A 25,463-nucleotide genomic window follows, 5' to 3' on the forward strand; every position below is an offset into this window, starting at 1 on the left:
TCCGATACAGGGAGTCAGCACCATGCTCCCGGCGCTCAGCCCCGCCCGGACCGTCTCGTTCAGCGACGGCAACAGATCCGCCAGCCCTGACCTCCGCATCCAGTGACACAGGAACAGCGGATCGCCGCCGTTCACCAGCAGGACGTCCGCCTCCCGGACCCAGGGGACCCAGCGCTCCGCACCGATGCTGGGCTTGCCGGCTGACGTACGACGCCCGGCGTGCCGGGTGGAATGCCCGATCAGCCGCCGGCCGAGGCGCTGGACGACCGGCACCCTCTCTCAGCGCAGGTGGAAGACGACCTTCGGGCTCTTCAGCCGGCCCGAGTGCGCGGTCGCGACGTACGTGCCGGGGTCGGCGGGCGACCGCTTGCCTGCGCACGTGCTCCCCGAGCGGTGGCGGTCCCACCGGATCGAGCGGACATAGGGGATGCCGCGCTCCAGCAGCTGCTTGTCCACGCCGTCGCCCGCCACGCAGTCGGCCGTCGACCACACGCGATCGCCGCCCGACAGCACCCGCATCTCCAGGGTGCGCGGCCCGACGTCCACCGTGCATTCGACCTTGCTCGTGCTCACCACCGTCAGCAGGAAGGACGGCGTGACCCCCTTGCCGTACACGTCCTGGCCGGTCTGCAGCGCGAGCACGAGGTCCTTCTCGTCGCAGGGGTCGCCGGGACGCCGCGGCTTGCCGGGCGAGGGCGAGACGCCCGCGGAGGCGGACGGCGACGGCTGACCCGCGACCGCGCCGGAGACGGCGGGCGTCTTCGGGGCCGGCCCGGCGGGCAGCGAGACGACCAGCCGGTCGGAGGGCGTCGCCTTGACGGCGGCGGCGGTCTCGTCAGGCCGTCCGGAGGCGCTGCTGCACGCCCATGCCACGACCGCCACCACGACGAGCATCCCCGTGAGCACCGACACCCGGCGGCGCCAGTAGACGTCCGCCCCCTCGACGCCCACGTCACCACGGAAAGTGTCCGGATCCATGCGGACAGTATGGGGAGCCCTGGGGGCCCGGCGGGAACGCCTCGCTGATCCTTGCCCGTTCCCAGATCGCAGCCTCGCCGGGTCTTTGCGCAATCGAGCGCCGCACGCTCCTCGGCGACTCCCGCTTCGCTCGTCGGGGCGCTTCCAGGCCGTGGGGTCGTGCCGGGGCGCACCGCGGCCTTCGTCGCCCATCGCAGGCTTCTGTTCACCGTGGCCTACGAGATGCTCGGCTCGGCCGCCGATGCCGAAGACGTGCTCCACCAGGAGCATCGCCCACGTCGCCGCTCGGCCGCTTCGCTCCCGCGCGTTCCTCGGTCCGGCGCACGGCCGCGCCCCTCCGGCTCGCTCGGTACAGTCGGGGGCGTGTCCGCCTCCTTACGTGAGCCCATCCTCGACTGGTACGCCGAGCACAACCGCGACCTGCCCTGGCGGCGTCCGGACGCGACCCCGTGGGGCATCCTGGTGAGCGAGATCATGCTCCAGCAGACGCCCGTCGCCCGGGTGCTACCCGTCTGGACCGAGTGGATGGAGCGCTGGCCCACTCCCGAGGCGCTCGCGAAGGAGTCCCCCGGCGAGGCCGTACGCCACTGGGGGCGGCTCGGCTACCCGCGCAGGGCGCTCAACCTGCACGCGTGCGCGCGGGCCATCATGGCCGACCATGACGGCCGCGTGCCGTCCACCTACGACGAGCTGCGGGCCCTGCCCGGAATCGGCGACTACACGGCGGCGGCCGTGGCCAGCTTCGCGTACGGCGGCAGCCACGCGGTGCTCGACACCAACGTGCGGCGGGTGCTGGCCCGAGCGGTGCGTGGCGAGGAGTATCCGCCGAAGACGACCACGGCGGCCGAGCGGCGGCTCGCGGAGTCGCTGGTGCCCCCGGTGGGCGCGCCCCGCTGGGCCGTGGCCGTGATGGAGCTGGGCGCGCTGGTGTGCACGGCCAGGGCGCCCCGCTGCGAGCGCTGCCCGGTCACCGCGCAGTGCGCGTGGCGGCTGGCCGGGCGTCCGGCCCACGACGGCCCGGCGCGGCAGGGCCAGACGTACGCGGGGACCGACCGGCAGTGCCGGGGACGCCTGCTCGCCGTCCTCCGCGAGGCGCACGGGCCGGTGCCCAAGGAGGCGCTCGACGCCGTCTGGGCCGACCACGTGCAGCGCGAACGCGCACTGGACGGCCTCCTGGACGACGGCCTGGCCGAGGTCCTCCCCGACGGCACCTACCAGTTGCCCTCCTGACCCCCGGAAGGCGCGCACGGCACTGCTAAGGAGCCGGCGCCTTTCCCCGACGGCACATGCCGGTCGCCTTCGTGACCCCCGCCGCCCGCCGCCCCGGAGAGCGAGCGTGAGGTCCGGCTCGTACTCCCGGCGGGCCGGGACGACCGACCGCCCGAGTGGGCGCGGGGCTGGCAGTCGACGGCGGCCGGCCCCGGCGCTTGCCGACGGTCAGGCGGCGAGCTTGAGGCCGAGCGCGGTGAGGTTGCGGCGCGTCCAGTCGAGCTCGTCGGCGAGCTTCGCCACCAGGGCGGCGGGCCCCTTCGCCTTGGGAGAGGTCCCGTCGTGGGCCTCCACCTCGACGTGCGCGGTGCCGTTCACGGCACCGGACAGGATCGCGGTGAGCGTGTCGGCTATCACCGGCTGGGTGCTGGGGATCTCCTGGCTGTGGTTGTGCACGTGGCTGAGCTTGACCACGGGAGCCCCGGCGAGAGCCAGCCCGCGCAGCGCCGCGTCGGGCTTCTCGGTGCCGCACGACAGGTGGCAGGCGTCCAGGCAGACGCCGAGGTGATCGGAGTCGATGTCGCAGACCCGCTCAAGAGCCTGCTCGGTGGTCTCCAGCACGCAGCCGGGCCAGGGCTCGAAGCCGACCCTGATGGTCTTGCCGGTGACGCTGTAGAGGCCGCGCAGCTCACGCGAGAGCCGTTCGAGCCGGCGGGAGGCGATGGCGTGCAGGTCGGCGGGCCAGTCGCGGCGCCAGCCGATGGGGATCGTGGAGATGCCGCCCGACTGCACGTCGTCCGGCAGCAGGAACGCGAGGATCTTGGCCAGCGCCATGGTGTAGCGGTAGCGCTCGGGCTTGGCCCAGTCGGGCCCGGGAACCTCCTGGTTGCGCCCGCCGGTGCCGTTGAGGCTGACGCACTCCAGGCCCCGCTCCTCCAGCGACCGGCGCAGCCGTACGAGCTCGATGCGGTCGGCGACGAGGTGGTCCGCCACGGCGGGAGCGAGCCAGAGGCCGACGCCAAGCCGGTCGACTCCCAGCTTCCTGCGCACCGGCACGGCATAGCGCGTGAGGTGGGCGATCAGGTTCTCCAGATCCTCGGCGGGATGTACGCCCGCGTTGTAGGCCAGGTGAACCAGCGTCCCATCGTCGTGCAGCAGGCGCATCAGGTGCCTCCAAGGCTTGTGCACTTCCGGACCGCCAATCCGCCCACAGGGCGCGTCCCGCCTCGAATGGGGACCTCGGTCCTCCTACCGCCGGGATCTCTCCCGGGCTGACCGAGCTTCCCCCGTGCGCCCGGTCCTCCGCGTCCGCCCCGCAGCGGATTGTCCGGTACGCCGCAGGGATGACATTCCATCCGCCCGCGCCCAGAACGTGCCGCGAACGGCTCTACGAAGTGTAGTACTACGCCCGGTGGTGCGATACCTGTTCTCACCCTCTCGACGGGAAGGTGACCGCACCGTGACCGAGGCAGGCAGGAAAACGCCGAGGGGCGCTCCTTGCGGAGCGCCCCTCGGGTGGAACGGGTTATCGCAGGCGGATCAGCGCTGGACCGCCTCCGCGATGGAGGCCGCCGAGTCCGGGACCGCCGGGCTCTTCGCCTCGCCGACGAAGGTGAACTTCGCGGCGTCGCCCTCGCCCTCGATGTCGATCTTGACGACCTGGCCCGGCCGCAGCTCGCCGTAGAGGATCTTCTCCGACAGCGTGTCCTCCAGCTCGCGCTGGATCGTGCGGCGCAGCGGACGGGCGCCCATCACCGGGTCGTACCCCCGGTCGGCCAGCAGCTGCTTGGCGGCCGGGGTCAGCTCCAGGCCCATGTCGCGGTCCTTCAGACGCTCGGCCACCTGGGCGAGCATCAGGTCCACGATCTGGATGATCTCCTTGGGCGTGAGCTGGTGGAAGACCACGATGTCGTCGACGCGGTTGAGGAACTCCGGCCGGAAGTGCTGCTTGAGCTCCTCCTGCACCTTGGCCTTCATCCGGTCGTAGTTCGACTCGGTGTCGTTGGAGCGGGCGAACCCGACCCCGATGCCCTTGGAGATGTCCCGGGTGCCGAGGTTTGTCGTCATGATGATGACGGTGTTCTTGAAGTCGACCACCCGGCCCTGGGCGTCGGTCAGGCGACCGTCCTCCAGGATCTGCAGCAGGCTGTTGAAGATGTCGGGGTGGGCCTTCTCGATCTCGTCGAACAGGACGACGGAGAACGGCTTGCGCCGCACCTTCTCGGTGAGCTGACCGCCCTCTTCGTACCCGACGTAGCCGGGCGGGGAGCCGAACAGCCGCGAGACGGTGTGCTTCTCCATGAACTCCGACATGTCCAGCATGATCAGCGCGTCTTCGTCGCCGAACAGGAACTCCGCCAGCGCCTTGGACAGCTCCGTCTTACCCACACCCGACGGGCCGGCGAAGATGAACGACCCACCCGGACGCCGCGGATCCTTCAGACCGGCCCGCGTACGCCGGATCGACCGCGACAGCCCCTTGATCGCGTCGTCCTGACCGATGATCCGCTTGTGCAGCTCGTCTTCCATCCGCAGCAGCCGCTGCGACTCCTCCTCGGTCAGCTTGAACACCGGGATACCGGTGGCGGTGGCCAGAACCTCGGCGATCAGCTCCTCGGTCACCTCGGCCACGACATCCATGTCGCCGGCCTTCCACTCCTTCTCCCGCCGCTCCCGCTTGAGCTGCAGCTGCTTTTCCTGATCCCGCAACGCCGCGGCCTTCTCGAAGTCCTGCGCGTCGATCGCGGACTCCTTCTCCCGCCGCACATTCGCGATCTTCTCGTCGTACTCACGCAGGTCCGGCGGCGCCGTCATCCGGCGGATCCGCATCCGCGACCCCGCCTCGTCGATCAGGTCGATCGCCTTGTCCGGCAGGAACCGGTCACTGATGTAACGGTCGGCCAGCGTCGCCGCCGCCACGAGCGCACCGTCGGTGATCGACACCCGGTGATGCGCCTCATACCGGTCCCGCAGCCCCTTGAGGATCTCGATCGTGTGCGACAACGACGGCTCGGCCACCTGGATCGGCTGGAACCGCCGCTCCAGCGCCGCGTCCTTCTCCAGGTGCTTGCGGTATTCGTCGAGCGTGGTGGCACCGATGGTCTGCAGCTCACCGCGGGCCAGCATCGGCTTGAGGATGCTGGCGGCGTCGATGGCGCCCTCGGCGGCGCCCGCGCCCACCAGCGTGTGCAGCTCGTCGATGAACAAGATGATGTCGCCCCGGGTGCGGATCTCCTTGAGCACCTTCTTCAGGCGCTCTTCGAAGTCACCGCGGTAGCGGGAACCCGCCACCAGCGCACCCAGATCGAGGGTGTAGAGCTGCTTGTCCTTCAGCGTCTCGGGCACCTCGCCCTTGACGATCTTCTGCGACAACCCCTCCACCACGGCGGTCTTGCCCACACCGGGCTCACCCACCAGCACCGGGTTGTTCTTCGTCCGGCGGGACAGCACCTGCATGACCCGCTCGATCTCCTTGTCCCGGCCGATCACCGGGTCGAGCTTGCCCTCCCGCGCAGCCTGCGTCAGATTCCGCCCGAACTGATCCAGCACAAGCGACGTCGACGGCGCCGACTCCTGCGGCCCGCCCGCCGCCGCCGGCTCCTTGCCCTGATACCCGTGCAGCAACTGGATGACCTGCTGACGCACCCTGTTCAGATCAGCGCCCAGCTTCACCAGCACCTGCGCCGCGACACCCTCACCCTCCCGGATCAAGCCCAGAAGAATGTGCTCGGTGCCGATGTAGTTGTGCCCGAGCTGCAACGCCTCGCGCAGCGACAGCTCAAGAACCTTCTTGGCCCGCGGCGTGAAAGGAATGTGACCCGAAGGCGCCGACTGCCCCTGGCCGATGATCTCCTCGACCTGCTGGCGCACCCCCTCGAGACTGATCCCAAGACTCTCCAGAGCCTTGGCCGCCACACCCTCACCCTCATGGATCAAACCAAGAAGAATGTGCTCAGTGCCGATGTAGTTGTGGTTGAGCATCCGAGCCTCTTCCTGGGCCAGGACGACAACCCGCCGCGCACGGTCGGTGAACCTCTCGAACATCTCGTCGCTCCTCACAGAGCGGTCAGGCGAGCACGGGAGATCCGGCCCGTCGTTCCGCATGGTAGCCCCGACCCAGCGACCCGCTCCTTGGCAGAAGGGTTCCCCAAGCGCAGGGCGTTCATGCTCTATCCAACCCCCTGCCGGGGGTGACATGTTCCCGATACGCCGCAAGCGAACGAGGTTTTAAGGGAGCGCAAACACAATCGCGCGGTTATGCGATCGTCAGATCCTCCGACGACTTGCCATAACCGCGCGATCAAGGTTCAAGTTAGAGAGTGTCCTGCAGATCTTGCCGTAGCCAGGATCGTCCAGGCGGATGCATCGCAAGGCGGAGGAGGAGCCAATAGCGGAGCTATTGACACCCGCTCCGCGCCCTTGCGGAGATTCGAAGGCCGTGAAGAATCTCCGTGGGTAGGGCGGCGACGCAGCCAGGTGCCGTCTGGACGACCCCAGTAGACAGCCGTTCCGAGCGACGCGACCCAGAGGTCGTGCCCGGCAAATCAAGCCCTGCCGCCCGCGGGGCGGCATCTGCCGGACACTGTCTAGTGCGCTTCCTCGTACGCCTGGACGATCGAGGCGGCAATGCGACCGCGCTCGCTCACAGGGTGTCCGTGGGCCTTCGCCCAGGCACGGATCTCCGCGCTCTTCTCGCGCGTCATCGCTCGCTGGCCCCCGCCGCCCGCACCACGACGGCGCCCACGGGCCTGCCCGCTGTCGGCGCGCCTCGCGCTGCTGACGAAAGGCGACAGAGCCTCGCGAAGCCTCTTCGCGTTGCCGTCGCTCAGGTCAATCTCATATGACGTGCCGTCAATCGCGAAGGTGACCGTCTCATTGGCCTCGCCGCCATCGAGATCGTCGATGAGAATCACCTGCGTGTGCTTGGCCATCCGGCAATCCTTTCGCAGCCCATAGTTTGATTCGTCAGCCAAACATATACCCGGTTTCCCCTGGCTGACAATTCATGATTGCGGATTCTCAGGAACCTCTGAGTCCGGTGACTTCTCGCGTGGCTCCCGTGCCGTGCGGAGGCCCGCCGCGTCGGAACGTACCAACTTTACGATGCCGTAGACGACCGCGCCGGCGACGACCGCGGAAGGTATCAAGGCGGACAATACCTCTGTCATTCTGCCTCGCTCGTGCCGGGGGTGTCATTAGGTGCACCCGAGGAAATTCCGAGGACGTGGCAAGGCTGCCGGCCTCTTGCCCGGGCCGGGCGCCCTGATACGACCATAGCGCCGGGAGGGACCAGGCGCGCCTTCCGGGGTGCCCCTGGAGGGCCGAGGTAATCCTCGTCTCTCCAGCGGCCTTACCGGATGCACTCGAAATCGTACCCAGAATGCCGACCCCGCCGGTCACCGATCCCGGGCCGTCCGGTCGTTTCAGCCGCTTGCGCGCTTCCCCGGCCACGGCCGGCGACGGGGTCACGCCTCCCACAACATGCCGTAGCCGCAGGTGAGGAACCTGACGATCCGTACGGACAGGCGTGGGGGAACACGCGTCAAGCGGCAAACACACCCCGCGGAAAAGGGCCGGACCGGGGACGTACGGCCGTTGAAGAGCTCGGCTGAAACGAGGAGCCGCGTCACGGCGGCCGGATCTTCACAAGGAGCCCGGCACCCTTCTCGTACGGCGTGCACGCCTTGCGTGATATACGCGCAAGCAGATCGTCACAGCCCGGAAGCCTCGTAAAAAGAGTGGACCACCGGTTCCGTCAAGATCGACAAGAGGGAGGTCCGAAGATCGAAAAAAGGAGCGGGGGGCACAATCACGCGGACGGCCCGGACGGTCGTGGCGCCGGAGTTTCCCACGGCCAAACGATCCCCGCATTCCGCGGACGCCGCCTCCGGGCGGCCGGAGCGGGCGGGCATCGGGGAGTGCCATAAGGGCCTGTGCGGCTCCATACGGCCCCATAAGCGCCCCTGACGGTTCCTTAAGCCGCCCGTGGGGGATATGACCCCGGAGACGGCGGGGGCGAGTCTTAAGGATTGGCGCCGGGGGCGGTCTCGCGGTCATTGGGCACCTCTCGGGACGGTAACCCAAGCATGACATGCCCCGTAGAGGCCGCAAGGATTTTCCGTCACAGCCACGCGGGCGCGGTGCGATCGGAGCCATAGCGACCCATAGAAAAACGGGGCCGATGGTCCGTTCCATCGACCCCGTCCGTCGTCTTACTTGACCTTGACCACTACGGTGTTGGCGACCTTGTCATGGAGCGCCTGATGCAGCGGCTTGTCCCACAACAGCCACAGCACGTTCAGAAGAGTGCCGAGGTTGGCGATGTAGGTGATAACGGGAATCCACTGCAGGAACTCGAAAGCGTAGAGCACGCCGGCCCGCTTGAGCGCCGCGTCCTGCGGAAGCCCACCCGCGTCGAGAGTGCCTCCGACCCGGACGACCTTGATGCCCATGAGTTTCTTGCCGAGCGTCTGGCCCTGTGCCCGCAGCATGAGGAATTCGTAGACGACCATGACGAGGCCGCCCAGGATCGCCGTGAGCAGCGACGCCAGGAAGTAACCGCTTCCGGGGTTGTAAACCCCGCTCCTAATGTCGACGCTCGCGTTGGTGACGACGATGGCCGCGACCACGACCGTGATGATCCCGAGCGGAATACCGACGATCACGCCATCGATGATGCGGGCGACGAGACGCTGCCACCACTCCGCGAGCGGAGCCGGGGCGCCGGGCGGGATCGGGCCGGCGGGCGCGTACGGCTGGCCGTAGCCGGGCTGACCATAGGCGGGCTGGCCGTACGGCTGCTGGCCATAACCGGGCTGCTGCCCATAGCCCGCCTGGGGGCTCGGCTGGGCGAACTGCTGCTGCCCGTACTGGTCCTGGCCGTACGGCTGCTGGGCCTGCGGCTGGCCGTAGCCCTGCTGGCCGTAACCGGGCTGCTGCTGAGCGCCGTAGCCCTGCTGCTGGCCGTACGGCTGCTGCGGGCCGGTCTGACCATAGCCCTGCTGGGGGTGACCCTGCTGCGGCCCGGTCTGGCCATAACCCTGCTGCTGCCCATAGCCCTGCTGCTGGCCGTACTGGTCCTGACCATATGGCTGCTGGGCCTGCGGCTGGCCGTAGCCCTGCTGGCCGTAACCGGGCTGCTGCTGAGCGCCGTAGCCCTGCTGCTGGCCGTACGGCTGCTGCGGGCCGGTCTGACCATAGCCCTGCTGGGGGTGACCCTGCTGCGGCCCGGTCTGGCCATAACCCTGCTGCTGCCCATAGCCCTGCTGCTGGCCGTAGTCCTGGGGACCGGTCTGCTGGCCGTACTGCTGCTGGGCCTGCGGGGCCTGCTGACCATAGCCCTGCTGGCCGTACGGCTGCTGCTGGGCGCCGTAGCCCTGCTGCTGGCCGTAGCCGCCCTGAGCGGGGTCGTAGGCGGGCGGCTGCTGCGGACCCGTGTGCTGCCCGCGATAGCTGACCACCGTGACGTCGGGGTCGTATTCCTGGGGTTGTCTGTCCGTGTTGTACCCGGGGTTCGATGACGGCGGTGGCGTTCCGTCCGACTCGTCCTGGGGGTACGGCGGCTGTCCGGTGCTCACCGTGTCACCTCGTTTCGAAGACGCATGCGCCGCACGTCTGTAGCACACGCTGATATTGCCAAAAGTAGCGACAGGCGTATCAACAGTCACCTTTGCAACAGTCGACAACCACCGTCAAGATCGATGATCAATGCCCATCAATGGTGATCAATGACGGTCGAGGTGCAGCAACATCCGGGTGTTCCCCAGCGTGTTCGGCTTCACGTGCTCCAGGTCGAGAAACTCGGCGACACCCTCGTCGTACGACGCCAGGAGCTCCGCGTAGACCTCAGGGGAGACCGGGGTGCCCTGGATGGGCCGGAAACCGTGCCTGGCGAAGAAGTCCACCGCGAACGTGAGGCAGAAGACCCTCCGCACGCCGAGGTCCCTGGCGGTCTCGATGAGCGCGGCGACGATCCGGTGGCCGATGCCCCCGCCGCGCGCCGCGGGGTCCACCGCGACGGTCCTGATCTCGGCGAGGTCCTCCCACAGCACGTGCAGCGCGCCGCAGCCGACGACCTGCCCGGCCGTCTCGGCCACCCAGAACTCCTGGACGTCCTCATACAGCGTGACCGTGCTCTTCTTGAGCAGGCGGGGCCCGTTGCCGGAGTACGCGTCGACGAGACGCCGGATCGCCCGGACGTCCGGCGTCCTGGCCCGGCGCACCGTCACGGCCGTGGCACCCGACTCACTGGGCGTCTGCGCGGCGACCTGCTCCATGACCGGTCAGCCTAGCCGCAGCGCGGCCTGATCCCATGCGCGGAGCGTCCCCCGGATAACGGTCATCCCCAAACGCCAGACCCCACATGAGTTCTGACCGTGTGTAGCCGCCCGGACGCGGACGGACGTACGGTCACACCCCAAGGCCACTGTCCACTTTTGTCCCAGTTTTTTCACCAGCCCGAGCAGCACATCCAAACTCTCGGATCGCTCCAAACCCCTGTGAACACGGACGTTTCACAACCGATCCCGTGATCCGACCGTGATCCTTTGGTTGTCAAACCTAGACGGGTTTCGGAGTTCTGGTTGAGCAAGAACTCGCGGTGCACTATCGTCCAGCGACGATGCCGGTCATCGTGAGCGCTCGCGGCGACCGGGCGCCGAATCTTCGAAGCACCGAGTGCGAAGGGGAGCCGGGGACCCAACTGCAGGATCCAGGATCGGTTCGGTCTCAGATCGACAAGGGGTGAATCCGCCAGGTAGGGCTACTCCGGCCCGAACCCGTCAGCTAACCCGGTAGGCGCTCAGCAGCGCCCCGCCGTACGGCCCCGTCTCGACGACGGGCCCGCCGCGGGGCGCACATGGGAGAGGAGCTCGGTTGCGCATGCGTGGCAAGAGGCCGGCGGGCAGGCACGCCCGCGGCCGGCGATCCGGATCCGGCACGGCCGGTCCGGGTCCCCTCCGCCGTTTGGCGTTCGTCGGACTCGCGATCAGCGCGATCACGTTCGGCGCCCCGGTCGTCAGCGCCACCGCCGACCCGAAGCCGAGCCTCAAGCAGCTCACCAAGCAGGTCGAGGACCTCTACGACGAAATCGAGACGCTCACCGAGCAGTACAACGGCGAGCGGGTGCGTCTGAAGGCGGCCGAGCGGTCCGCCGACCTCGCCAAGAAGAACCTCGCCAAGAGCGAGGCCGAGCTGGAGGTGCGCCGGCAGAAGGCGAGCGCCCTCGCGCAGCACTCCTACATGACCAACGGGCTCGGCAACGCGCTCGCGCTCATCGACAGCGACATCGACCCCCGGCGCTACCTCGACCAGGCCTCCACGACGTACGCGCTGGAGCTGCAGCAGAGCCAGGAGGTCGCGGAGGTCACCAAGGCCATGGACGCCGCCGCGCGGGCCAGGCAGAGCGCCTCCGCCCGGCAGGCCGAGGTCAAGAAGCTCCTCAGCGGCCTCGACGCCCGGCGCGACAAGATCACCAGTCTGATCAAGAAGACCGAGAGCAGCCTCTACCGGCAGGTCTCCCAGACGATCGGCAGAGAGACGCGCACGAGGACGGACTTCCCCATCATCGGTGACGGCAAGGCCGCCCAGGCGGCGCGCTGGGCCCTCGCGCAGCAGCTCAAGCCGTACGTGTGGGGCGCCGATGGGCCCGGCTCCTTCGACTGCTCCGGCCTGGTCATGGCGGCCTACCAGTCCGTCGGGATCAGCCTGCCGCACTACACGGGCGACCAGTGGACGGCCGGCACGCACATCCCGCGTGACCAGCTCCGCCCCGGCGACCTGGTGTTCTTCTACTCCGACCTGCACCACGTGGGCATCTACATCGGCAACGGCTACATGATCCACGCGCCGCGCACAGGAGACGTCGTCCACATCGCGAAGATCGACGGCCGGCCGTTCGCGGGCGCGGTGCGCGTCGCCGACTGAGTCTCTGGCCACGGGGCCTCTGACCACGGGGCCTCTGACCACGGAGCCTCTGTCACAGGGGCCTCGGTCTACGGAGCCCTTCGTCTACGGAGCGCCTCGGTCTGCGAGGGCCTCTGTCTGCGGGCGCTCTTCCACGGAGCCTTCCCGGGGGCCTTTCCGGGGGCCTTTCAGAGAGCCCCTCCTCCGTTGGAGGGGCGCCGGTCCCTTTCGCAGCGAACGCGGCCGGACAACGCAGTCGGATAACGCGCTTAGATGAAACACTCAGATGAGGCGGCGGCGTGCCGCCCAGGCGACCGCCTCGATCGCCGTCGCCACACCGATGCGGTCGCAGATGCACCGCAACCGGCGCCGCACGGTTCGGCCGCTGACGTCGAGACTGCGGCCCACCCGGTCTGCTGTCACTCCCTTGGCCAGCTCCGCGAGGAGAAGCAGATCCTCTTCGGTGAGACCGGCACGCTCAAGGTCCGAGGCAGGATTGTCACCTCGGTAGACGACCTCGGGAACACCCATCGTCCGCCCTCCCCCACGACGATGTCGTCGGCCCACCCTTCAGGGAAGGTAAACGCCTCGCCTGAAGGTCGTCAAGGTCGGTGGCCGGAGCGGCGGTCGTACGCCTGCCTGGCCGCTTCGACATCCTCCATGTGGATCTCGGCCCAGCGCTTGATCGCTTCGAGCAGCGGCATGAGGTCCTCGCCCAGCGGCGTGAGCCGATAGTCGACCCTCACCGGCACCGACGGAGTGACCGTGCGTGACACCAGGCCGTCGCGTTCCATCGTCCGCAACGTCTGCGTGAGCATCTTCTGGCTGACTCCGGCGATCGTCCTCGCCAACTCGCTGTAGCGGCGCGGGCCGCCGGCGAGCGCGGTGAGCGCCAGGCTCACCCACTTGTCGCTGAGCGTGTCGAGCAGCTTCCTGGACGGGCAGGTCGCGACGTAGGCGTTGTAGCGCTGACGCGCCTCCTCGCGCCGCTCGGCCGCCGTCTGAGTCGCCATGTCTTCCCTTCTCCTCCCTTACGCACTTCCAGGTGCCTTCTTACCGAAAGAGAGTAGATCTTCCTACGCTCCGTGCCATCGCGAAAGGAGAAAGACGCTCATGAGAGCACTGATGGCACGGGATGGAGCCGTACGGATCGTCGACGTGCGGGAGCCGGATCCGGGGCAGGGGCAGGTGCGGATCAGGGTCGAGGCGGCGGCCGTCAACCCTGTCGACCTGGCCACGGCCGCGGGCGTCCTCGCCGACAACGGGCTCATGCCGCACCAGGAGACGTACGCGCTCGGCTGGGACGTCGCGGGCGTGGTCGACCGGGCCGGGCCGGGGGTGACGGGTCTGCGGCCGGGCGAGCGGGTCATCGGGCTGTCGGACCGGCTGACCGACCCGCTCAAGGCCCAGGCGGACCTGGTGGTGCTGGACGAGACGGCGGTGGCTCCCGCGCCCGTGGGGGTGGCCGCGCCCGAGGCGTCCACGTTGCCGCTGAACGCGCTCACCGCCGTCCAGGCACTCGACCTCGCCGGGCTCGCCGAGGGCGAGACCCTGCTCGTCACGGGGGCGGCGGGCGGCGTCGGCGGCTATCTCGTGGAGCTGGCCGTGGCGCGGGGGCTCCGGGTCGCGGCGGTCGCCGCGCCCGGCGACGAGACGGTGGTGCGGGGCTTCGGCGCGGAGTGGTTCGTGCCGAGGGGCGCCGACCTGGCGGCCGCGGTCAGGGCCGCCGTTCCCGGCGGCGTGCACGGCCTGGTGGACGCGGCGCTCGTCGGCCTGCCCGCGCTCGACGCCGTGCGCAACGGGGGCGCGTTCGTCGCCGTCAACGCCGGGCTGGCCCCCGTGCCGCTGCGCGGCATCCGGGTCTCCACGGTGTTCATCCGCGCCGACGCGGCCCAGCTGCGGGACGTCGCGAAGCTGGCCGAGGCGGGACGGCTGAGCCTGCGGGTCGCCGGCACCTACCCGCTGGAGCGGGCGGCCGAGGCGTACGAACGCCTGCGGAAGGGCGGCCTGCGCGGCCGGCTGGTCCTGCTGCCCTGAGTCTCCCGATCCCCTGCGTTTCCCGGCGCCCTGGGTTCCCGGCGCGCTGCGTTTCCCGATGCTCTGGGTTCCCCGGCGCGCTGCGTTTCCCGATGCTCTGGGTTCCCGGCCCGCTGCGTTTCCCGATGCTCTGGGTTCCCCGGCGCGCTGGTTTCCCCTTCCGGCATGCCCGGCCGGGCATGCCGCGGGCCGGACGGCGATGCCGTCCGGCCCTTTTGTCGAAGGCGGCGATCAGGCGCGGCCGAGGAGCTCACGCACCCGGTCGCGGCCGACGGCCAGCAGCAGCGTGGGCAGCCGCGGGCCGGTGTCGCGGCCGACGAGCAGCCGGTAGAGCAGGGCGAAGAAGGCCCGCTGGGCCGCCTTCAGCTCGGGCGTGGCCGCCTTGGCGTCCATGTCGAGCCCGGCCTGCACCTTCGGCACGCCGTAGACGAGCGTGGTCAGCCCGTCGAGCGACCAGTGCGCGTCGAGTCCCTCCACCAGCAGGCGCAGCGACTCGCGGTCCTGCTCGCCGAGCGTGTCGAGCAGCTCCTTGTCGGGCGTCTCGCGCACCTGTGTGCGCTCCTCGGCGGGCACGTAGGTGTTCACCCAGTGCTGGGCGCGATCGAGCCGCGGCCGCAGCTCGTCGAGCCCGCCGATCTCCGGGTCGAACGCGCGCAGGATACGCAGCGTCTGCTCCTCGTCTCCGGTCGTGATGTCCACGACCGAGGCGAGCGTCCGGTAAGGCAGCCGCCGCGGCGTCTCGGGCAGGACCCGGGAGGCCGTGCTCGACGCCCGGCGGTAGGCCGCCTGGTCGGCCGGCAGCGCCGTGCTTTCCTGCACCTTCTTCGTCAGCGTGTCCCACTCGTCGTACATGCGCTGGATCTCCTGATCGAAGGAGACCTTGAACGACTGGTTGGGACGGCGGCGGGCGTACAGCCAGCGCAGCAACGCGGGCTCCATGATCGACAGGGCGTCGGCCGGGGTCGGCACGCCGCCCTTGGAGCTGCTCATCTTGGCCATGCCGCTGATGCCGACGAAGGCGTACATCGGGCCGATCGGCTGCGGCGCGTCGAACACCTCGCGGACGATCTGGCCGCCGACCACGAACGACGAGCCCGGCGAGCTGTGGTCCACGCCCGACGGCTCGAAGATCACGCCCTCGTACGCCCAGCGCATCGGCCAGTCGACCTTCCACACCAGCTTGCCGCGGGTGTGCTCGGACAGCAGGACCGTCTCGCTGTGGCCGCACACGCAGGTGTACGACATCGCCGTGGTCTCGTCGTCGTACGACGTGACCGTGGTCAGGTCGCGGTCGCAGACCGAGCAGTAGGGCTTGTAGGGGTAGTAGCCCCCGGCCCCGGAGCCGTCGTCCTCGCTCGCTGCCCCCGAGCCTTCGAGCGCGGCGGCCTCGTCGGCGTCCGTGACCTGCTTGGCCTTGGCCTTCTTGGTGCGGTACTGGTCGAGGATCGCGTCGATCCGCCGCCGCTCGCGCATGGCGAGCAGCACCTGCTCCCGGTATGCCCCGGAGGTGTACATCTGCGTCTGGCTGATGCCGTGGAACTCCACGCCCAGCTCCGCCAGCGCGGCGATCATCGGGGCCTTGAAGTGCTCGGCCCAGTTCGGGTATTCGCTGCCGGGCGGGGCCGGGACGGTGGTCAGCGGCTTGCCGATGTGCTCGTTCCAGGCGGGGTCGATGCCCACCGGAACCTTGCGGAAGCGGTCGAAGTCGTCCCACGAGATGATGTGCACGCACTCGTAGCCGCGCCGCCTGATCTCGTCGGCCACCAGGTGCGGGGTCATGACCTCGCGCAGGTTGCCCAGGTGGATCGGGCCGGACGGGCTGAGGCCGGACGCGCAGACGACGGGTTTGCCCGGTGCGCGCCGTTCAGCCTCGGCGATGACCTCATCGGCGAAACGCGCCACCCAGTCGGCGTCCATCACGTCAGTCCTCTCTGAACGGGATCCTGCCTTCTATGGTCCCGTACGCGAGGGAGTCGTCAGGACGCGTTACGGGCGTAGACCAGCCGCAGGCCGATCAGCGTGAGCCAGGGCTCGTGCACGTCGATCGTACGGGCCTCGCCGATGACGAGCGGGGCACCGGTGCCCGTGGCGACCACGGTCACGTCGTCGGGGTCGGAGGCCAGCTCGGCCGTCATCCGGTCCACGATGCCGTCGACCAGGCCCGCGAAGCCGTAGATGATGCCCGACTGGAGGGCCTCCACGGTGTTCTTGGCGATCACCGACCGTGGGCGCACCAGCTCCACCTTGTGGAGCTGGGCCCCGGCCGTGGCCAGCGCGTCCACCGAGATCTCCAGGCCGGGCGCGGTCACCGCCCCGACGTACTCGCCCCGGGCCGAGACGGCGTCGAACGAGGTGGCCGTGCCGAAGTCCACGATCACACACGGCCCGCCGTACAGGGTGGTGGCGGCGAGCGCGTTCACGATGCGGTCGCTGCCGACCTCCTTGGGGTTGTCCATCCGGACCGGGACGCCGGTGCGGACGCCCGGCTCGACGACCACCGCCGTGACGTCGCCGTAGTAGCGCCGCGACATCTCCCGCATCTCGTTGAGCACCGACGGCACCGTGGAGCAGATCGCGATGCCGCTGATGTCGGCGTCCTTGAGAAGCGGCGACTGCCCGAGGAGACCCTGGAGCACCACCGCGATCTCGTCCGCCGTACGGCGGGGGTCGGTGGCGATGCGCCAGTGTTCGATCACCTCTTCACCCTCGAACAGGCCAAGCACCGTATGGGTGTTGCTGACGTCGATGGTGAGCAGCATTCCCTGATTATGCATCACGAAGATCTAGACCAAGGTCGAGTGCCGGGGCCGAGTGTGTGAGCGCGCCCACGGCCAGGTAGTCGACCCCGGTCTCGGCGACCGCGCGGGCCACGTCGAGGGTCAGCCCGCCGCTCGACTCCAGCCGCGCCCGGCCGGCCACGAGCCGTACGGCCTCGGCGAGCTGGTCCACGGTGAAGTTGTCGAGCAGGATCTCGTCGGCCCCTTCGTCCAGAACCGGCTCGATCTGGTCGATGCGGTCCACCTCGACCTCGATCAGCACGCCGGGGAAGGCCTGCCGTACGGCGCGGAACGCCTCGGCGACGCCTCCGGCGGCGACGACGTGGTTGTCCTTGATCAGCGCGGCGTCGTGCAGGCCCATCCGGTGGTTGACCCCGCCCCCGGCCCGTACGGCGTACTTCTGCAGGGCGCGCAGCCCCGCCAGGGTCTTGCGGGTGTCGCGGATGCGGGCGCCGGTGCCCTCGACGGCGTCCACCCAGCGGCGGGTCTCGGTGGCGATCCCGGACAGGTGGGTGAGGAAGTTGAGCGCGGTGCGCTCCATCGTGAGCAGGTCCCTGGTCGTGCCCCGCACGGTCATCACCACGTCACCGGGGCGCACGCGGTCGCCGTCGGAGGCGTGCCGCTCGACCTCGACCAGCCCGGCGGCCTGCCGGAAGACGGTCTCGGCCACGGCCAGCCCGGCGACCACGCCCTCCTTGCGGGCCACGACGTCGGCGACGGACCGCTGGCCGGCCGGGATGGTGGCGACCGAGGTCACGTCCTGTCCCCCGGCCAGGTCCTCCTCCAGCGCGGTCCGGACGAGGCCGAGCACCGCGTCCGGGTCGAGTCCGGCCTTCTCCAGCTCGGTCCGCAGTTCCTCGTGAGGCGTGTACGTCAAGGTCAGTCCCTCCGCCGTCAGGGCGATGTCGATGTGCGCCCGCCAGTGGGCGTCGTCGCGGTCGGGGTGGTCCTCCCGCCAGTGCGAACCGCGGGTCTCCTCTCGTACGGCCGCTGCGGCGACCAGCGCGGACGCCACCGTGAGGAGGTTGGTCGCCTCCCACGACTCGGTGCAGGGCTCGACCGCGACCGGCGTCCAGCGGGCGTCGGAGAGCGCGCGGGCGACCTCCGCCAGGCTGCGGTCGCTGCGCAGCACCCCGGCGCCCCGGCTCATGTGGCTCTGCACCCTCGTCCGCGTACGGGGGTCGATCAGGCCCTCGGGACGGTCGTCCGGCGCGGGCTCGCCCGGGGCGGGCCGTTCCGCGACCAGGTCGGCGGCGATGCGCTCGCCGTAGACAAGCCCTTCCAGGAGGGAGTTGGAGGCCAGCCGGTTGGCACCGTGCACGCCCGTGCAGGCGACCTCTCCGCAGGCGTACAGGCCGGGCACGCTGGTCCTGCCGTACAGGTCGGTACGCACGCCGCCGCTCGCGTAGTGGGCGGCGGGGGCGACGGGGATGGGCTCGGTGACGGGGTCGATGCCGTGCTCGCGGCAGACGGCGAAGATCGTGGGGAACCTGGAGCGCCACTTCTCCTCGCCGAAGTGGGTGGCGTCGAGGTAGACGTGGTCGGCGCCGGTCCGCGCCATCTGGCGCATGATCGCCTTGGCGACCACGTCGCGGGGGGCGAGGTCGGCCAGCTCGTGCACGCCCCGCATGAAGCGCTCGCCGTTCGCGTCGATGAGCACGGCGCCCTCGCCGCGCACGGCCTCGGAGACCAGCGGCTGCTGGCCGGTCGAGCCCTCGCCCAGCCACAGGACCGTGGGGTGGAACTGCACGAACTCGATGTCCCTGACCACCGCGCCGGCCCGCAGCGCGAGCGCCACGCCGTCCCCGGTGGACACGACGGGGTTGGTGGTGGCCGCGTAGACCTGGCCCATGCCGCCGCTGGCCAGCACCACGGCCCCGGCCCGTACGGCGCCGACGCCGTCGCGAGCGCCCTCGCCCATGACGTGGAGCGTGACCCCGCAGGCGCGGCCCTCGGCGTCGCGGAGGAGGTCGAGGGCGAGGGCGTGCTCGATGACCTCGATGCGGGGCTCGGCCAGCACCGCCTCGGCCAGGGCCCGCTGCACCTCCGCGCCGGTCGCGTCGCCGCCCGCGTGGACGATGCGGTTGCGGTGGTGGCCGCCCTCGCGGGTGAGCTGGAGCTCGCCGTCGACGTCGCGGTCGAACTCCGCGCCGTGGCTCATCAGCCGCTTCAGCGCGTCGGGGCCCTCGGTGACCAGGACGCGCACGGCCTCCTCGTCGCACAGGCCGACCCCGGCGACGAGCGTGTCCCTCAGGTGCTCGTCGGGGGTGTCCTCGGGGTCGAGGACGGCGGCGATGCCGCCCTGCGCCCACCGGGTCGATCCGGCCGACAGCACATCCTTGGTGACCACGAGCACCCGCGCCCGTGGGTCGAGTTCGACGTGGCGCAGCGCCACGGTGAGGCCGGCGATCCCCGACCCGATCACGACCGCGTCGGCTTCGACGGTCCAGCCGGGTGCGGGGGCGGTGAGTCTGCGTGCGAGCGCGACCATGAGGGGGTCCCCTTTCGTCATAATGACGATAACGCCCCCGGGTCGATGGTGCCGCCCCGGCCCCTCCTACAAGAGACGTGCCGCAGGACCGGCGCCCGCGCCGGGCGCGACGCCTGTGCCGGGGGTGGCGCCCGTGCCGGGGGTGGCGCGGTGCAGCGTTGGCGTCCGTCGCGGGGCTGGTGTCAGGAACGAGGGCGGTGTCCGTCGCGGGGCTGATGTTCGTCGCGGGGCTGATGTTCGTCGCGGGGCCGGTATTCCGTCGCGGGTGCGGTGTCCGTCGCGGGTGCGGCGTTCGTCACAGGGTCGGCGCAGAGCTGGGCGGTCAGAGTTGCGCAGGCCCATTCCTCCCATTGGTCCTGCGACCAGCCGCGGTCCCGCACGAAGAGCAGGTACAGGTCCGGGCTTAGCAGGCAGAACAGCAGGTCCGCCGCCGTCTCGGCGGAAACGCCGGGACGCACGCCGGGTTTGCCGGAAAGCGCCTCGGCCGCGGCCCGCTGCACGATGTAGCGCGGGTCGGAGCCGTCCGGCCACTGCGCGGCGATCTGCGGGTCGGCGGCGCGGGCGGACTCGATCATCGGCATGAGCGGGGCGACCCGGCCGAGGATCTCGCTCGTGCCGCGTACGTGCGCGCGCACCTGGCCGGCCGCGGTGGGCTCGGCGCACGCGGCGCGGAACCACTCACGATCCATGACGGCCACCGGCTCGGTGTCGCCGGCGATGGACGTGTCGACGACCTCCTTGAACAGCGCACGCTTGTTGCCGAAGACGAAGTAGACCGTCTGGACGGCCACGCCCGCCCGGTCGGCGACCTCCTGCAGGCTCGTCGCCCCGTAACCCTGCGCGACGAACAGCTCCCGCGCCGCCTGGATGACCTTCTCGCGGGTGCGGCGTGAACGCTCGGCCCGCTTGTCCGGCCGCTTGACGGTTTCCATGGCGCGAGTATATCTCTAGAGTTAATCACTAGAGTTTACCTCTAAAAATATGGAGCCGGGGCATGGAGAAGCCGAACATCACCGACGCAGGCACCGGACGAGACCTGGAGGAGGCCGTACGCCGAAGGCTGGAGAGCTACTACCGGGACGGCAAGCCGCCCTGGGACACCGGCGTGACGCCGCCCGAGCTGGTCACCCTGATCGAGGGGCACAGCGAGGGACACAGCGATGGGCACAGCGATGGGCACGGCGCGAGGGACGGCGAGGGGAACGGGGCGGGGAGCGGCCGGACGCACCTGTCCGGCAACGTCGGCGCGGGGAACGGCAGTGCGCACGGGGCCGGCGACAGTGAGACAAGGAACGGCCGGGCGGGGAACGGCGCGCTGCCGCCCGGCCGCGCCCTGGAGCTCGGCTGCGGCACCGGAACCAACGCCATCTACCTGGCCCGGCACGGCTGGGAGGTCGTGGCCGTCGACCTGATCGACCGCGCGATCGAGGAGGCCAGGAAGCGGGCCGACGCGGCGGGAGTGGCCGTACGGCTGCTGCAGGGAGACGTCACCCGGCTCGACGAGCTGGACGCGCCCGGCCCCTTCGACCTGTTCTTCGACCTGAGCTGCTTCTGCGGCATCCCGCCGCACCGCCGCGACGCCTACGCCGCCGGGCTCACCCGCCGCGCCGCCCCCGGCGCACGGCTGCTGATGTTCGGGTATGGCCCGGACACGCTCGACGACGCGCTCTCCGGCGTCACGGCCGACGAGCTGCGTGCCAGGTTCAAGGGCTGGGAGCTGGTCGACGTCACGCCCGGGACGAACCCGTTCCCCACCTTCTGGTTCACGCTGCAGGCGCGGAACGTCTGAGTCTCACGCAGCGGGGAAGGCCGAGACCACGCCGCCGACCCGGGGACGGCTGAGGGCACCGGCCGGAGACGCCGCCCGGAGCGCGCCAGGGGCCGGGTGCGGCCGAGCCCGCGCAGCAGAGGGGGGCGCCGCGGCCTCGTACGATACCCCTACCCGGTAGCCCTACAGGGTCAGCACCATGTTGTCGATGAGACGGGTGGTGCCGACCTTGGCCGCCACGGCCAGGATCGCCTCGCCGCGATGGTCCTCGGCCACCGGGGCGAACGTCGCGGGGTCGGCCAGGATCAGATAGTCGAGCAGCAGCGGCGGGTCGAAGCGGGCCGCCTCCTCCAGCACGGCCCGGGCGGCGTCGAGGATCCCGGCCGGCCCGGCGGTCCCGGCCCGCGCCGCCCCGGCCCGCAGCGCCCGCGACAGCGCGAGCGCGGTGCGGCGGTCGGCCTCGGACAGATACCTGTTGCGGCTCGACAGGGCGAGGCCGTCCGGCTCCCGCACGGTCGGGGCGCCGACGATCGACACCGGCACGTCGAGGTCGGCCACCATCCGCCGGATCAGCGCGAGCTGCTGGGCGTCCTTCTGCCCGAAGACCGCGACGTCCGGCCGCACCAGGTTGAACAGCTTGAGCACCACGGTCAGGACGCCGTCGAAGTGGCCGGGCCGGAACGCTCCCTCGACCACGCCGCCCATGCCGCCGGCCGAGACCTGCACCTGGCGGTCCGGCAGGTACATGTCCTCGGCCGAGGGCGCGAAGACCACGGCCACGCCCTCCTCCTCGCACACCTGGAGGTCGGCGTCGAACGTACGGGGATAGCGGGAGAAGTCCTCGTTGGGACCGAACTGCAGGGGATTGACGAACACGCTCACGACCACGTGGTCGGCGTGCTCGCGCGCCAGCCGAAGCAGCGACCGGTGGCCCTCGTGGAGCGCCCCCATCGTGGGGACCAGGGCGATCCTTCCGGGGCCGAGCTCGTCCCTCGCCTTGTCGAGGGCGGCGCGGTCGGCGGCGACGGTCAGGTCCATATGTTCCCTCCCAGGGCGTCCAGCAGGCGTTCGGCCGCCTCCGGTTTGAGCAGGCCCGCCGCGAGCGCCCGGTCGGCGGTGAGCCTCGCCAGGGCGACGTACGCGTCCGCGGCCTCGGGGGCGGCCAGGATGAGCGCGTCTACGTGCTTGCGCACGGTGCCCGCGTCGCCGCGGACCACGGGCCCGGTGAGCCCGCTGATGCCGAGACGCAGCACGTTGTCGAGTGCCGCGCTGAGCAGGGGGCCGAGCATCCGGCCCGGATGGTCCACGCCGATCTTCGCGAGCAGTTCCTGCGACTCGGCGACCAACGTCACCATGTGGTTCGCGGCGCCGGCCAGGGCGGCGTGATAGAGCGGGCGGTCGCGGTCGGCGATCCACACGGGCTCGCCGCCCATCTCGATCACCAGCGCCTCGGCCACCGGCCGCAGCATGTCGGGCGCGGTGACGCCGAACGAGCAGCCGTTGAGCCGGGTCAGGTCGTCGCTCCTGCCGGTGAACGTCATCACGGGGTGGAGCGCGAGCGGCAGCGCCCCCTCCTGGGCAGCGGGGTCGAGCACGCCCAGGCCGTACGCGCCGCTGGCGTGCACGAGCAGCTTGCCGCGCAGGTCGGCGCCGGTTGCGGCGAGGCCGGAGACGAGGCCCGGCAGCACGTCGTCGGGCACGGTCAGCAGCACGAGCTCGGACCGCGCGATCACCTCGTCCGGCCTGCTGAGGTTCAGGCCGAGGCGGTCGGCGGCGCGCCGCGCCGACGCGTCGGATACGCCGCTGGCCGCCACCACGCGATGGCCCGCGAGCATGAGCGCGGCTCCGAGCACGGAGCCGACCCGTCCCGCGCCGAGCACTCCCACGGCGAGCCGCGCCGGGCGGTCACTTGTGTCCATGACGCCTCCCCTCGGTTCAGCGTAGCGGCGGCGCTCCCGCCGGCCCGGGCGTGGCCCAACGGTCGGATTTTGTCCCGTTTCTCACGGGCCTATGTTGAGCCATAAGTACGAAAGTGACTACTTTTCGTCACGGCCCCGGCGTGTCGGTAACGTACACCGGTGTGGAGGTCACCTGGCGGGAGGCCATGCGGCGGGCGCTCTACGGCGCGGAGGGCTTCTATATACAGGAGCGTCCCGACCGGCACTTCCGCACGTCGGTGCATGCCTCACCGGTCTTCGCGGAGGCCGTGCTGCGCCTGCTCCGGCGGGCCGACGCCGACCTCGGCCGCCCCGACCCGGTCGATCTCGTCGACATGGGCAGCGGCAACGGCCTGCTGGCCGCCCGCGTGCTCGCCGCCGCGCCGCCGGACCTCGCGGAGCGGCTGCGGGTCACCGCCGTGGACCTGTCCCCCCGGCCCGGCGATCTCGATCCCCGCGTCGCCTGGGAGCCGGAGGCGCCGTACGGGATCGCGGGCCTGGTGATCGCCAACGAGTGGCTCGACAACGTGCCGCTCGACGTCGCCGAGATGACGCCGGACGGCCCTCGCCTGGTGCTCGTGGACACCGCCACCGGCGACGAACGGCTCGGGCCCGCGCCCTGCCCCGAGGATCTGGCCTGGCTGGAACGCTGGTGGCCGCTGCGCTCACCGGGGGAACGCGCCGAGATCGGCCGTACGCGCGACGAGGCGTGGGCCTCGCTGATCACGCGGCTGGCGCGCGGCACGGCGGTCGCGATCGACTACGCCCACCTGTACGGCCACCGGCCCCCGCTCGGCACGATCACGGGATATCGCGACGGCGCGGTGGTGCCGGCCACGCCCGACGGGTCGTGCGACATCACGGCCCATGTCGCGCTGGACGCCTGCGCGGCGGCAGGCGAGCGGGCGGGGGCGTGGGAGACCACGCTCACCACGCAGCGGGAGGCGCTGCGCGACCTCGGGGTCACCGGCGCCCGGCCGCCGCTCGCGCAGGCGTCCGCCGATCCCGCCGGATATGTACGCGCGCTCGGCCGGGCCTCACAGGAGGCCGAGCTGATCGACCCGGCGGGGCTCGGCGGCTTCGGGTGGCTCGCTCAGACGGTCACCTTGAGCGACTCCAGGCCGCGCATGATGTAGCTGGGCTTCCAGGCGGGCTCCTCGGCGAGCTCCAGCTTGGGCGCGAGCCGCAGCAGGGCGCCGAACGACTCGGCCATCTCGACCCGCGCGAGCGGCGCGCCGAGGCAGAAGTGGATGCCGGCGCCGAACGAGATGTGCGGGTTGTCGGTGCGGCCGATGTCGAGACGGTCGGGGTCGGCGAAGACCTCGGGGTCGCGGTTGGCCGAGCCGAACAGCAGCGCGATCTCCACTCCCCGGGGGATCGTCACCCCGCCGACCTCGATGTCCTCCAGCACCCACCGCTCGAACATCTGCGCCGGGGTGTCGTAGCGCAGCAGTTCCTCGACCGCCGTCGGCATCAGGCCGGGGTCGGCGCGCAGCCGCTCCAGCTCGCCCGGGTTGCGGAACAGCGCCCACCACCCGCTGCCGGTGGCGTTGACCGTGGCCTCGTGACCGGCGTTGAGCAGCAGCACGCAGGTGCCGATCAGCTCGTCCTCGGTCAGCCGGTCTCCGTCGTCCACCACCTGGGCCAGCGCCGAGATCATGTCGTCGCCCGGCCGCTCCCTGCGCGCCCTGGCCAGCCCGCGCAGGTAGTCGGCGAACTCCGTGGCCGCGCGTACGGCCGTGTGCTGGGCCTCCAGCGAGGGGTTCAGCTCGTACATGCCGCAGATGTCGGCCGACCAGGGACGCAGCAGGTGCCGGTCCGACTCGGGCACGCCCAGCATCTCGGCGATCACGGTGACCGGCAGCGGCTCGGCCACCTCGGCCAGCAGGTCGCCGCCGCCGCGTTCGACCAGTGCCTCGGTCAGCTCGGTCGCGATCTTCCGTACGCGGGGGCGCAGCGACTCGACCATGCGGGGCGTGAACGCCTTGGACACCAGGCGGCGCAGCCGCGTGTGGACCGGCGGCTCGACGTCGAGCATCCCGGCCCGGATCACCCGCCAGAACGGTTCCTGGAACTCCGGCTCGGGCTCGCGGCCGAACGCCTCATGCGTCGCCACGTGCAGGTAGGACCGGCCGAGGCGCCGGTCGCGCAGCAGCGCGTTCACATCCGCGTGGCGGGCGATCAGCCACTGCCCTGTCGGCTCGAAGAAGCTGACCGGCTCGTTGTCGCGCAGGTCGCGGTAGGCGTCATAGGGGTGCGCGATGAACTCGGCGTTCCAAGGATCAAACTTCACAATGGACAACAATACGGATGAAAGGCCTCGCTCGGGAGTGCGGGCGTACGGGTCCCTCATGGCGTACGTT

Annotated in this window: 20 protein-coding genes, 1 pseudogene and 1 riboswitch; of the genes and pseudogenes, 5 read left to right on the top strand and 16 right to left on the bottom strand. The window is 70.6% G+C overall.

What is annotated here, in order from left to right; translation table 11 throughout:
* Positions 1–9 precede the first annotated feature (9 nt).
* Both OHB01_RS39870 and OHB01_RS08125 read right to left on the bottom strand, forming a co-directional pair.
* Positions 10–273 (bottom strand): annotated as a pseudogene (locus OHB01_RS39870) (Type 1 glutamine amidotransferase-like domain-containing protein); the annotation flags it as partial.
* Between the two features lie 6 nt (positions 274–279).
* Complete coding sequence (locus tag OHB01_RS08125; RefSeq protein WP_142649460.1) at positions 280–978, bottom strand: hypothetical protein; 699 nt, start codon at positions 976–978, stop codon at positions 280–282.
* A gap of 363 nt (positions 979–1,341) precedes the next feature.
* Here OHB01_RS08125 and OHB01_RS08130 point away from each other — a divergent pair, with 363 nt between their 5' ends.
* A complete protein-coding gene (locus tag OHB01_RS08130; RefSeq protein ID WP_328855171.1) occupies positions 1,342–2,208 on the top strand; it encodes an A/G-specific adenine glycosylase in 867 nt (288 codons plus the stop codon).
* A gap of 207 nt (positions 2,209–2,415) precedes the next feature.
* Here OHB01_RS08130 and OHB01_RS08135 read toward each other — a convergent pair whose 3' ends face one another.
* The 5 genes from OHB01_RS08135 to OHB01_RS08155 all read right to left on the bottom strand — a co-directional run bounded on the left by OHB01_RS08135 (position 2,416) and on the right by OHB01_RS08155 (position 10,463).
* The gene (locus tag OHB01_RS08135; protein WP_142649461.1) at positions 2,416–3,351 is read right to left on the bottom strand and encodes a TIM barrel protein; all 936 of its coding nucleotides are present in this window, start codon (positions 3,349–3,351) and stop codon (positions 2,416–2,418) included.
* Between the two features lie 375 nt (positions 3,352–3,726).
* Positions 3,727–6,231, bottom strand: coding sequence for an ATP-dependent Clp protease ATP-binding subunit (locus tag OHB01_RS08140; RefSeq protein WP_328708947.1), 2,505 nt, complete (start codon positions 6,229–6,231; stop codon positions 3,727–3,729).
* A gap of 542 nt (positions 6,232–6,773) precedes the next feature.
* Positions 6,774–7,118, bottom strand: a complete 345-nt coding sequence (locus tag OHB01_RS08145; protein ID WP_142651406.1) for a histone-like nucleoid-structuring protein Lsr2 — start codon at positions 7,116–7,118, stop codon at positions 6,774–6,776.
* A 1,281-nt stretch (positions 7,119–8,399) separates the two neighbouring features.
* Positions 8,400–9,764 carry an RDD family protein gene (locus OHB01_RS08150; protein WP_142651407.1) on the bottom strand — a complete coding sequence of 455 codons (1,365 nt, stop codon included), beginning with the start codon at positions 9,762–9,764 and terminating at the stop codon, positions 8,400–8,402.
* Positions 9,765–9,911: 147 nt separating this feature from the next.
* The gene (locus tag OHB01_RS08155) at positions 9,912–10,463 is read right to left on the bottom strand and encodes an amino-acid N-acetyltransferase (RefSeq protein ID WP_142651408.1); all 552 of its coding nucleotides are present in this window, start codon (positions 10,461–10,463) and stop codon (positions 9,912–9,914) included.
* A 384-nt stretch (positions 10,464–10,847) separates the two neighbouring features.
* Positions 10,848–11,001, top strand: a riboswitch (cyclic di-AMP (ydaO/yuaA leader).
* 150 nt (positions 11,002–11,151) lie between these two features.
* On the opposite strand from OHB01_RS08155, the gene OHB01_RS08160 reads away from it, so the two are divergent.
* Positions 11,152–12,111, top strand: coding sequence for an NlpC/P60 family protein (locus OHB01_RS08160; protein ID WP_240972072.1), 960 nt, complete (start codon positions 11,152–11,154; stop codon positions 12,109–12,111).
* A 261-nt stretch (positions 12,112–12,372) separates the two neighbouring features.
* Here OHB01_RS08160 and OHB01_RS08165 read toward each other — a convergent pair whose 3' ends face one another.
* Both OHB01_RS08165 and OHB01_RS08170 read right to left on the bottom strand, forming a co-directional pair.
* Positions 12,373–12,621, bottom strand: a complete 249-nt coding sequence (locus OHB01_RS08165; protein WP_142622380.1) for a LuxR C-terminal-related transcriptional regulator — start codon at positions 12,619–12,621, stop codon at positions 12,373–12,375.
* Positions 12,622–12,692: 71 nt separating this feature from the next.
* Positions 12,693–13,103, bottom strand: coding sequence for a winged helix-turn-helix transcriptional regulator (locus tag OHB01_RS08170; protein WP_142651410.1), 411 nt, complete (start codon positions 13,101–13,103; stop codon positions 12,693–12,695).
* A gap of 100 nt (positions 13,104–13,203) precedes the next feature.
* Between OHB01_RS08170 and OHB01_RS08175 the strand changes: the two genes are divergently transcribed.
* A complete protein-coding gene (locus OHB01_RS08175; RefSeq protein ID WP_142651411.1) occupies positions 13,204–14,127 on the top strand; it encodes an NADP-dependent oxidoreductase in 924 nt (307 codons plus the stop codon).
* Positions 14,128–14,358: 231 nt separating this feature from the next.
* On the opposite strand, the gene lysS is transcribed toward OHB01_RS08175, so the two are convergent.
* The 4 genes from lysS to OHB01_RS08195 form a co-directional block, all read right to left on the bottom strand.
* Positions 14,359–16,044 carry a lysine--tRNA ligase gene (lysS, locus tag OHB01_RS08180; RefSeq protein WP_328855172.1) on the bottom strand — a complete coding sequence of 562 codons (1,686 nt, stop codon included), beginning with the start codon at positions 16,042–16,044 and terminating at the stop codon, positions 14,359–14,361.
* A gap of 59 nt (positions 16,045–16,103) precedes the next feature.
* Positions 16,104–16,886, bottom strand: coding sequence for a type III pantothenate kinase (locus tag OHB01_RS08185; RefSeq protein WP_079319601.1), 783 nt, complete (start codon positions 16,884–16,886; stop codon positions 16,104–16,106).
* A 7-nt stretch (positions 16,887–16,893) separates the two neighbouring features.
* Positions 16,894–19,395 (bottom strand): L-aspartate oxidase, encoded by a 2,502-nt coding sequence (locus OHB01_RS08190; RefSeq protein WP_328855173.1) that lies wholly within the window; start codon positions 19,393–19,395, stop codon positions 16,894–16,896.
* 182 nt (positions 19,396–19,577) lie between these two features.
* Positions 19,578–20,327: a helix-turn-helix domain-containing protein gene (locus OHB01_RS08195; RefSeq protein WP_328855174.1), complete on the bottom strand. Its 750-nt coding sequence runs from the start codon at positions 20,325–20,327 to the stop codon at positions 19,578–19,580.
* 62 nt (positions 20,328–20,389) lie between these two features.
* Here OHB01_RS08195 and OHB01_RS08200 point away from each other — a divergent pair, with 62 nt between their 5' ends.
* Entirely contained in the window at positions 20,390–21,184 is a 795-nt protein-coding gene (locus OHB01_RS08200) for a class I SAM-dependent methyltransferase (RefSeq protein ID WP_328855175.1), read from the top strand.
* 162 nt (positions 21,185–21,346) lie between these two features.
* Here the strand turns inward: OHB01_RS08200 and panC are convergent, their stop codons facing one another.
* On the bottom strand, positions 21,347–22,201 hold the full coding sequence (gene panC, locus OHB01_RS08205) for a pantoate--beta-alanine ligase (RefSeq protein ID WP_142651414.1): 855 nt from the start codon (positions 22,199–22,201) through the stop codon (positions 21,347–21,349).
* The gene (locus tag OHB01_RS08210; protein WP_147943943.1) at positions 22,192–23,082 is read right to left on the bottom strand and encodes a Rossmann-like and DUF2520 domain-containing protein; all 891 of its coding nucleotides are present in this window, start codon (positions 23,080–23,082) and stop codon (positions 22,192–22,194) included. The genes panC and OHB01_RS08210 overlap by 10 nt, the downstream gene beginning before the upstream one ends.
* Positions 23,083–23,222: 140 nt before the next feature.
* Between OHB01_RS08210 and OHB01_RS08215 the strand changes: the two genes are divergently transcribed.
* A complete protein-coding gene (locus tag OHB01_RS08215; RefSeq protein ID WP_328855176.1) occupies positions 23,223–24,236 on the top strand; it encodes an SAM-dependent methyltransferase in 1,014 nt (337 codons plus the stop codon).
* On the opposite strand, the gene OHB01_RS08220 is transcribed toward OHB01_RS08215, so the two are convergent.
* Positions 24,194–25,393 carry a cytochrome P450 gene (locus OHB01_RS08220; protein WP_221890015.1) on the bottom strand — a complete coding sequence of 400 codons (1,200 nt, stop codon included), beginning with the start codon at positions 25,391–25,393 and terminating at the stop codon, positions 24,194–24,196. The two genes, OHB01_RS08215 and OHB01_RS08220, sit on opposite strands and share 43 nt — an antisense overlap.
* Positions 25,394–25,463: the final 70 nt, after the last annotated feature.

This window comes from Microbispora hainanensis, assembly GCF_036186745.1.
In the GTDB taxonomy this organism is placed as follows: domain Bacteria; phylum Actinomycetota; class Actinomycetes; order Streptosporangiales; family Streptosporangiaceae; genus Microbispora.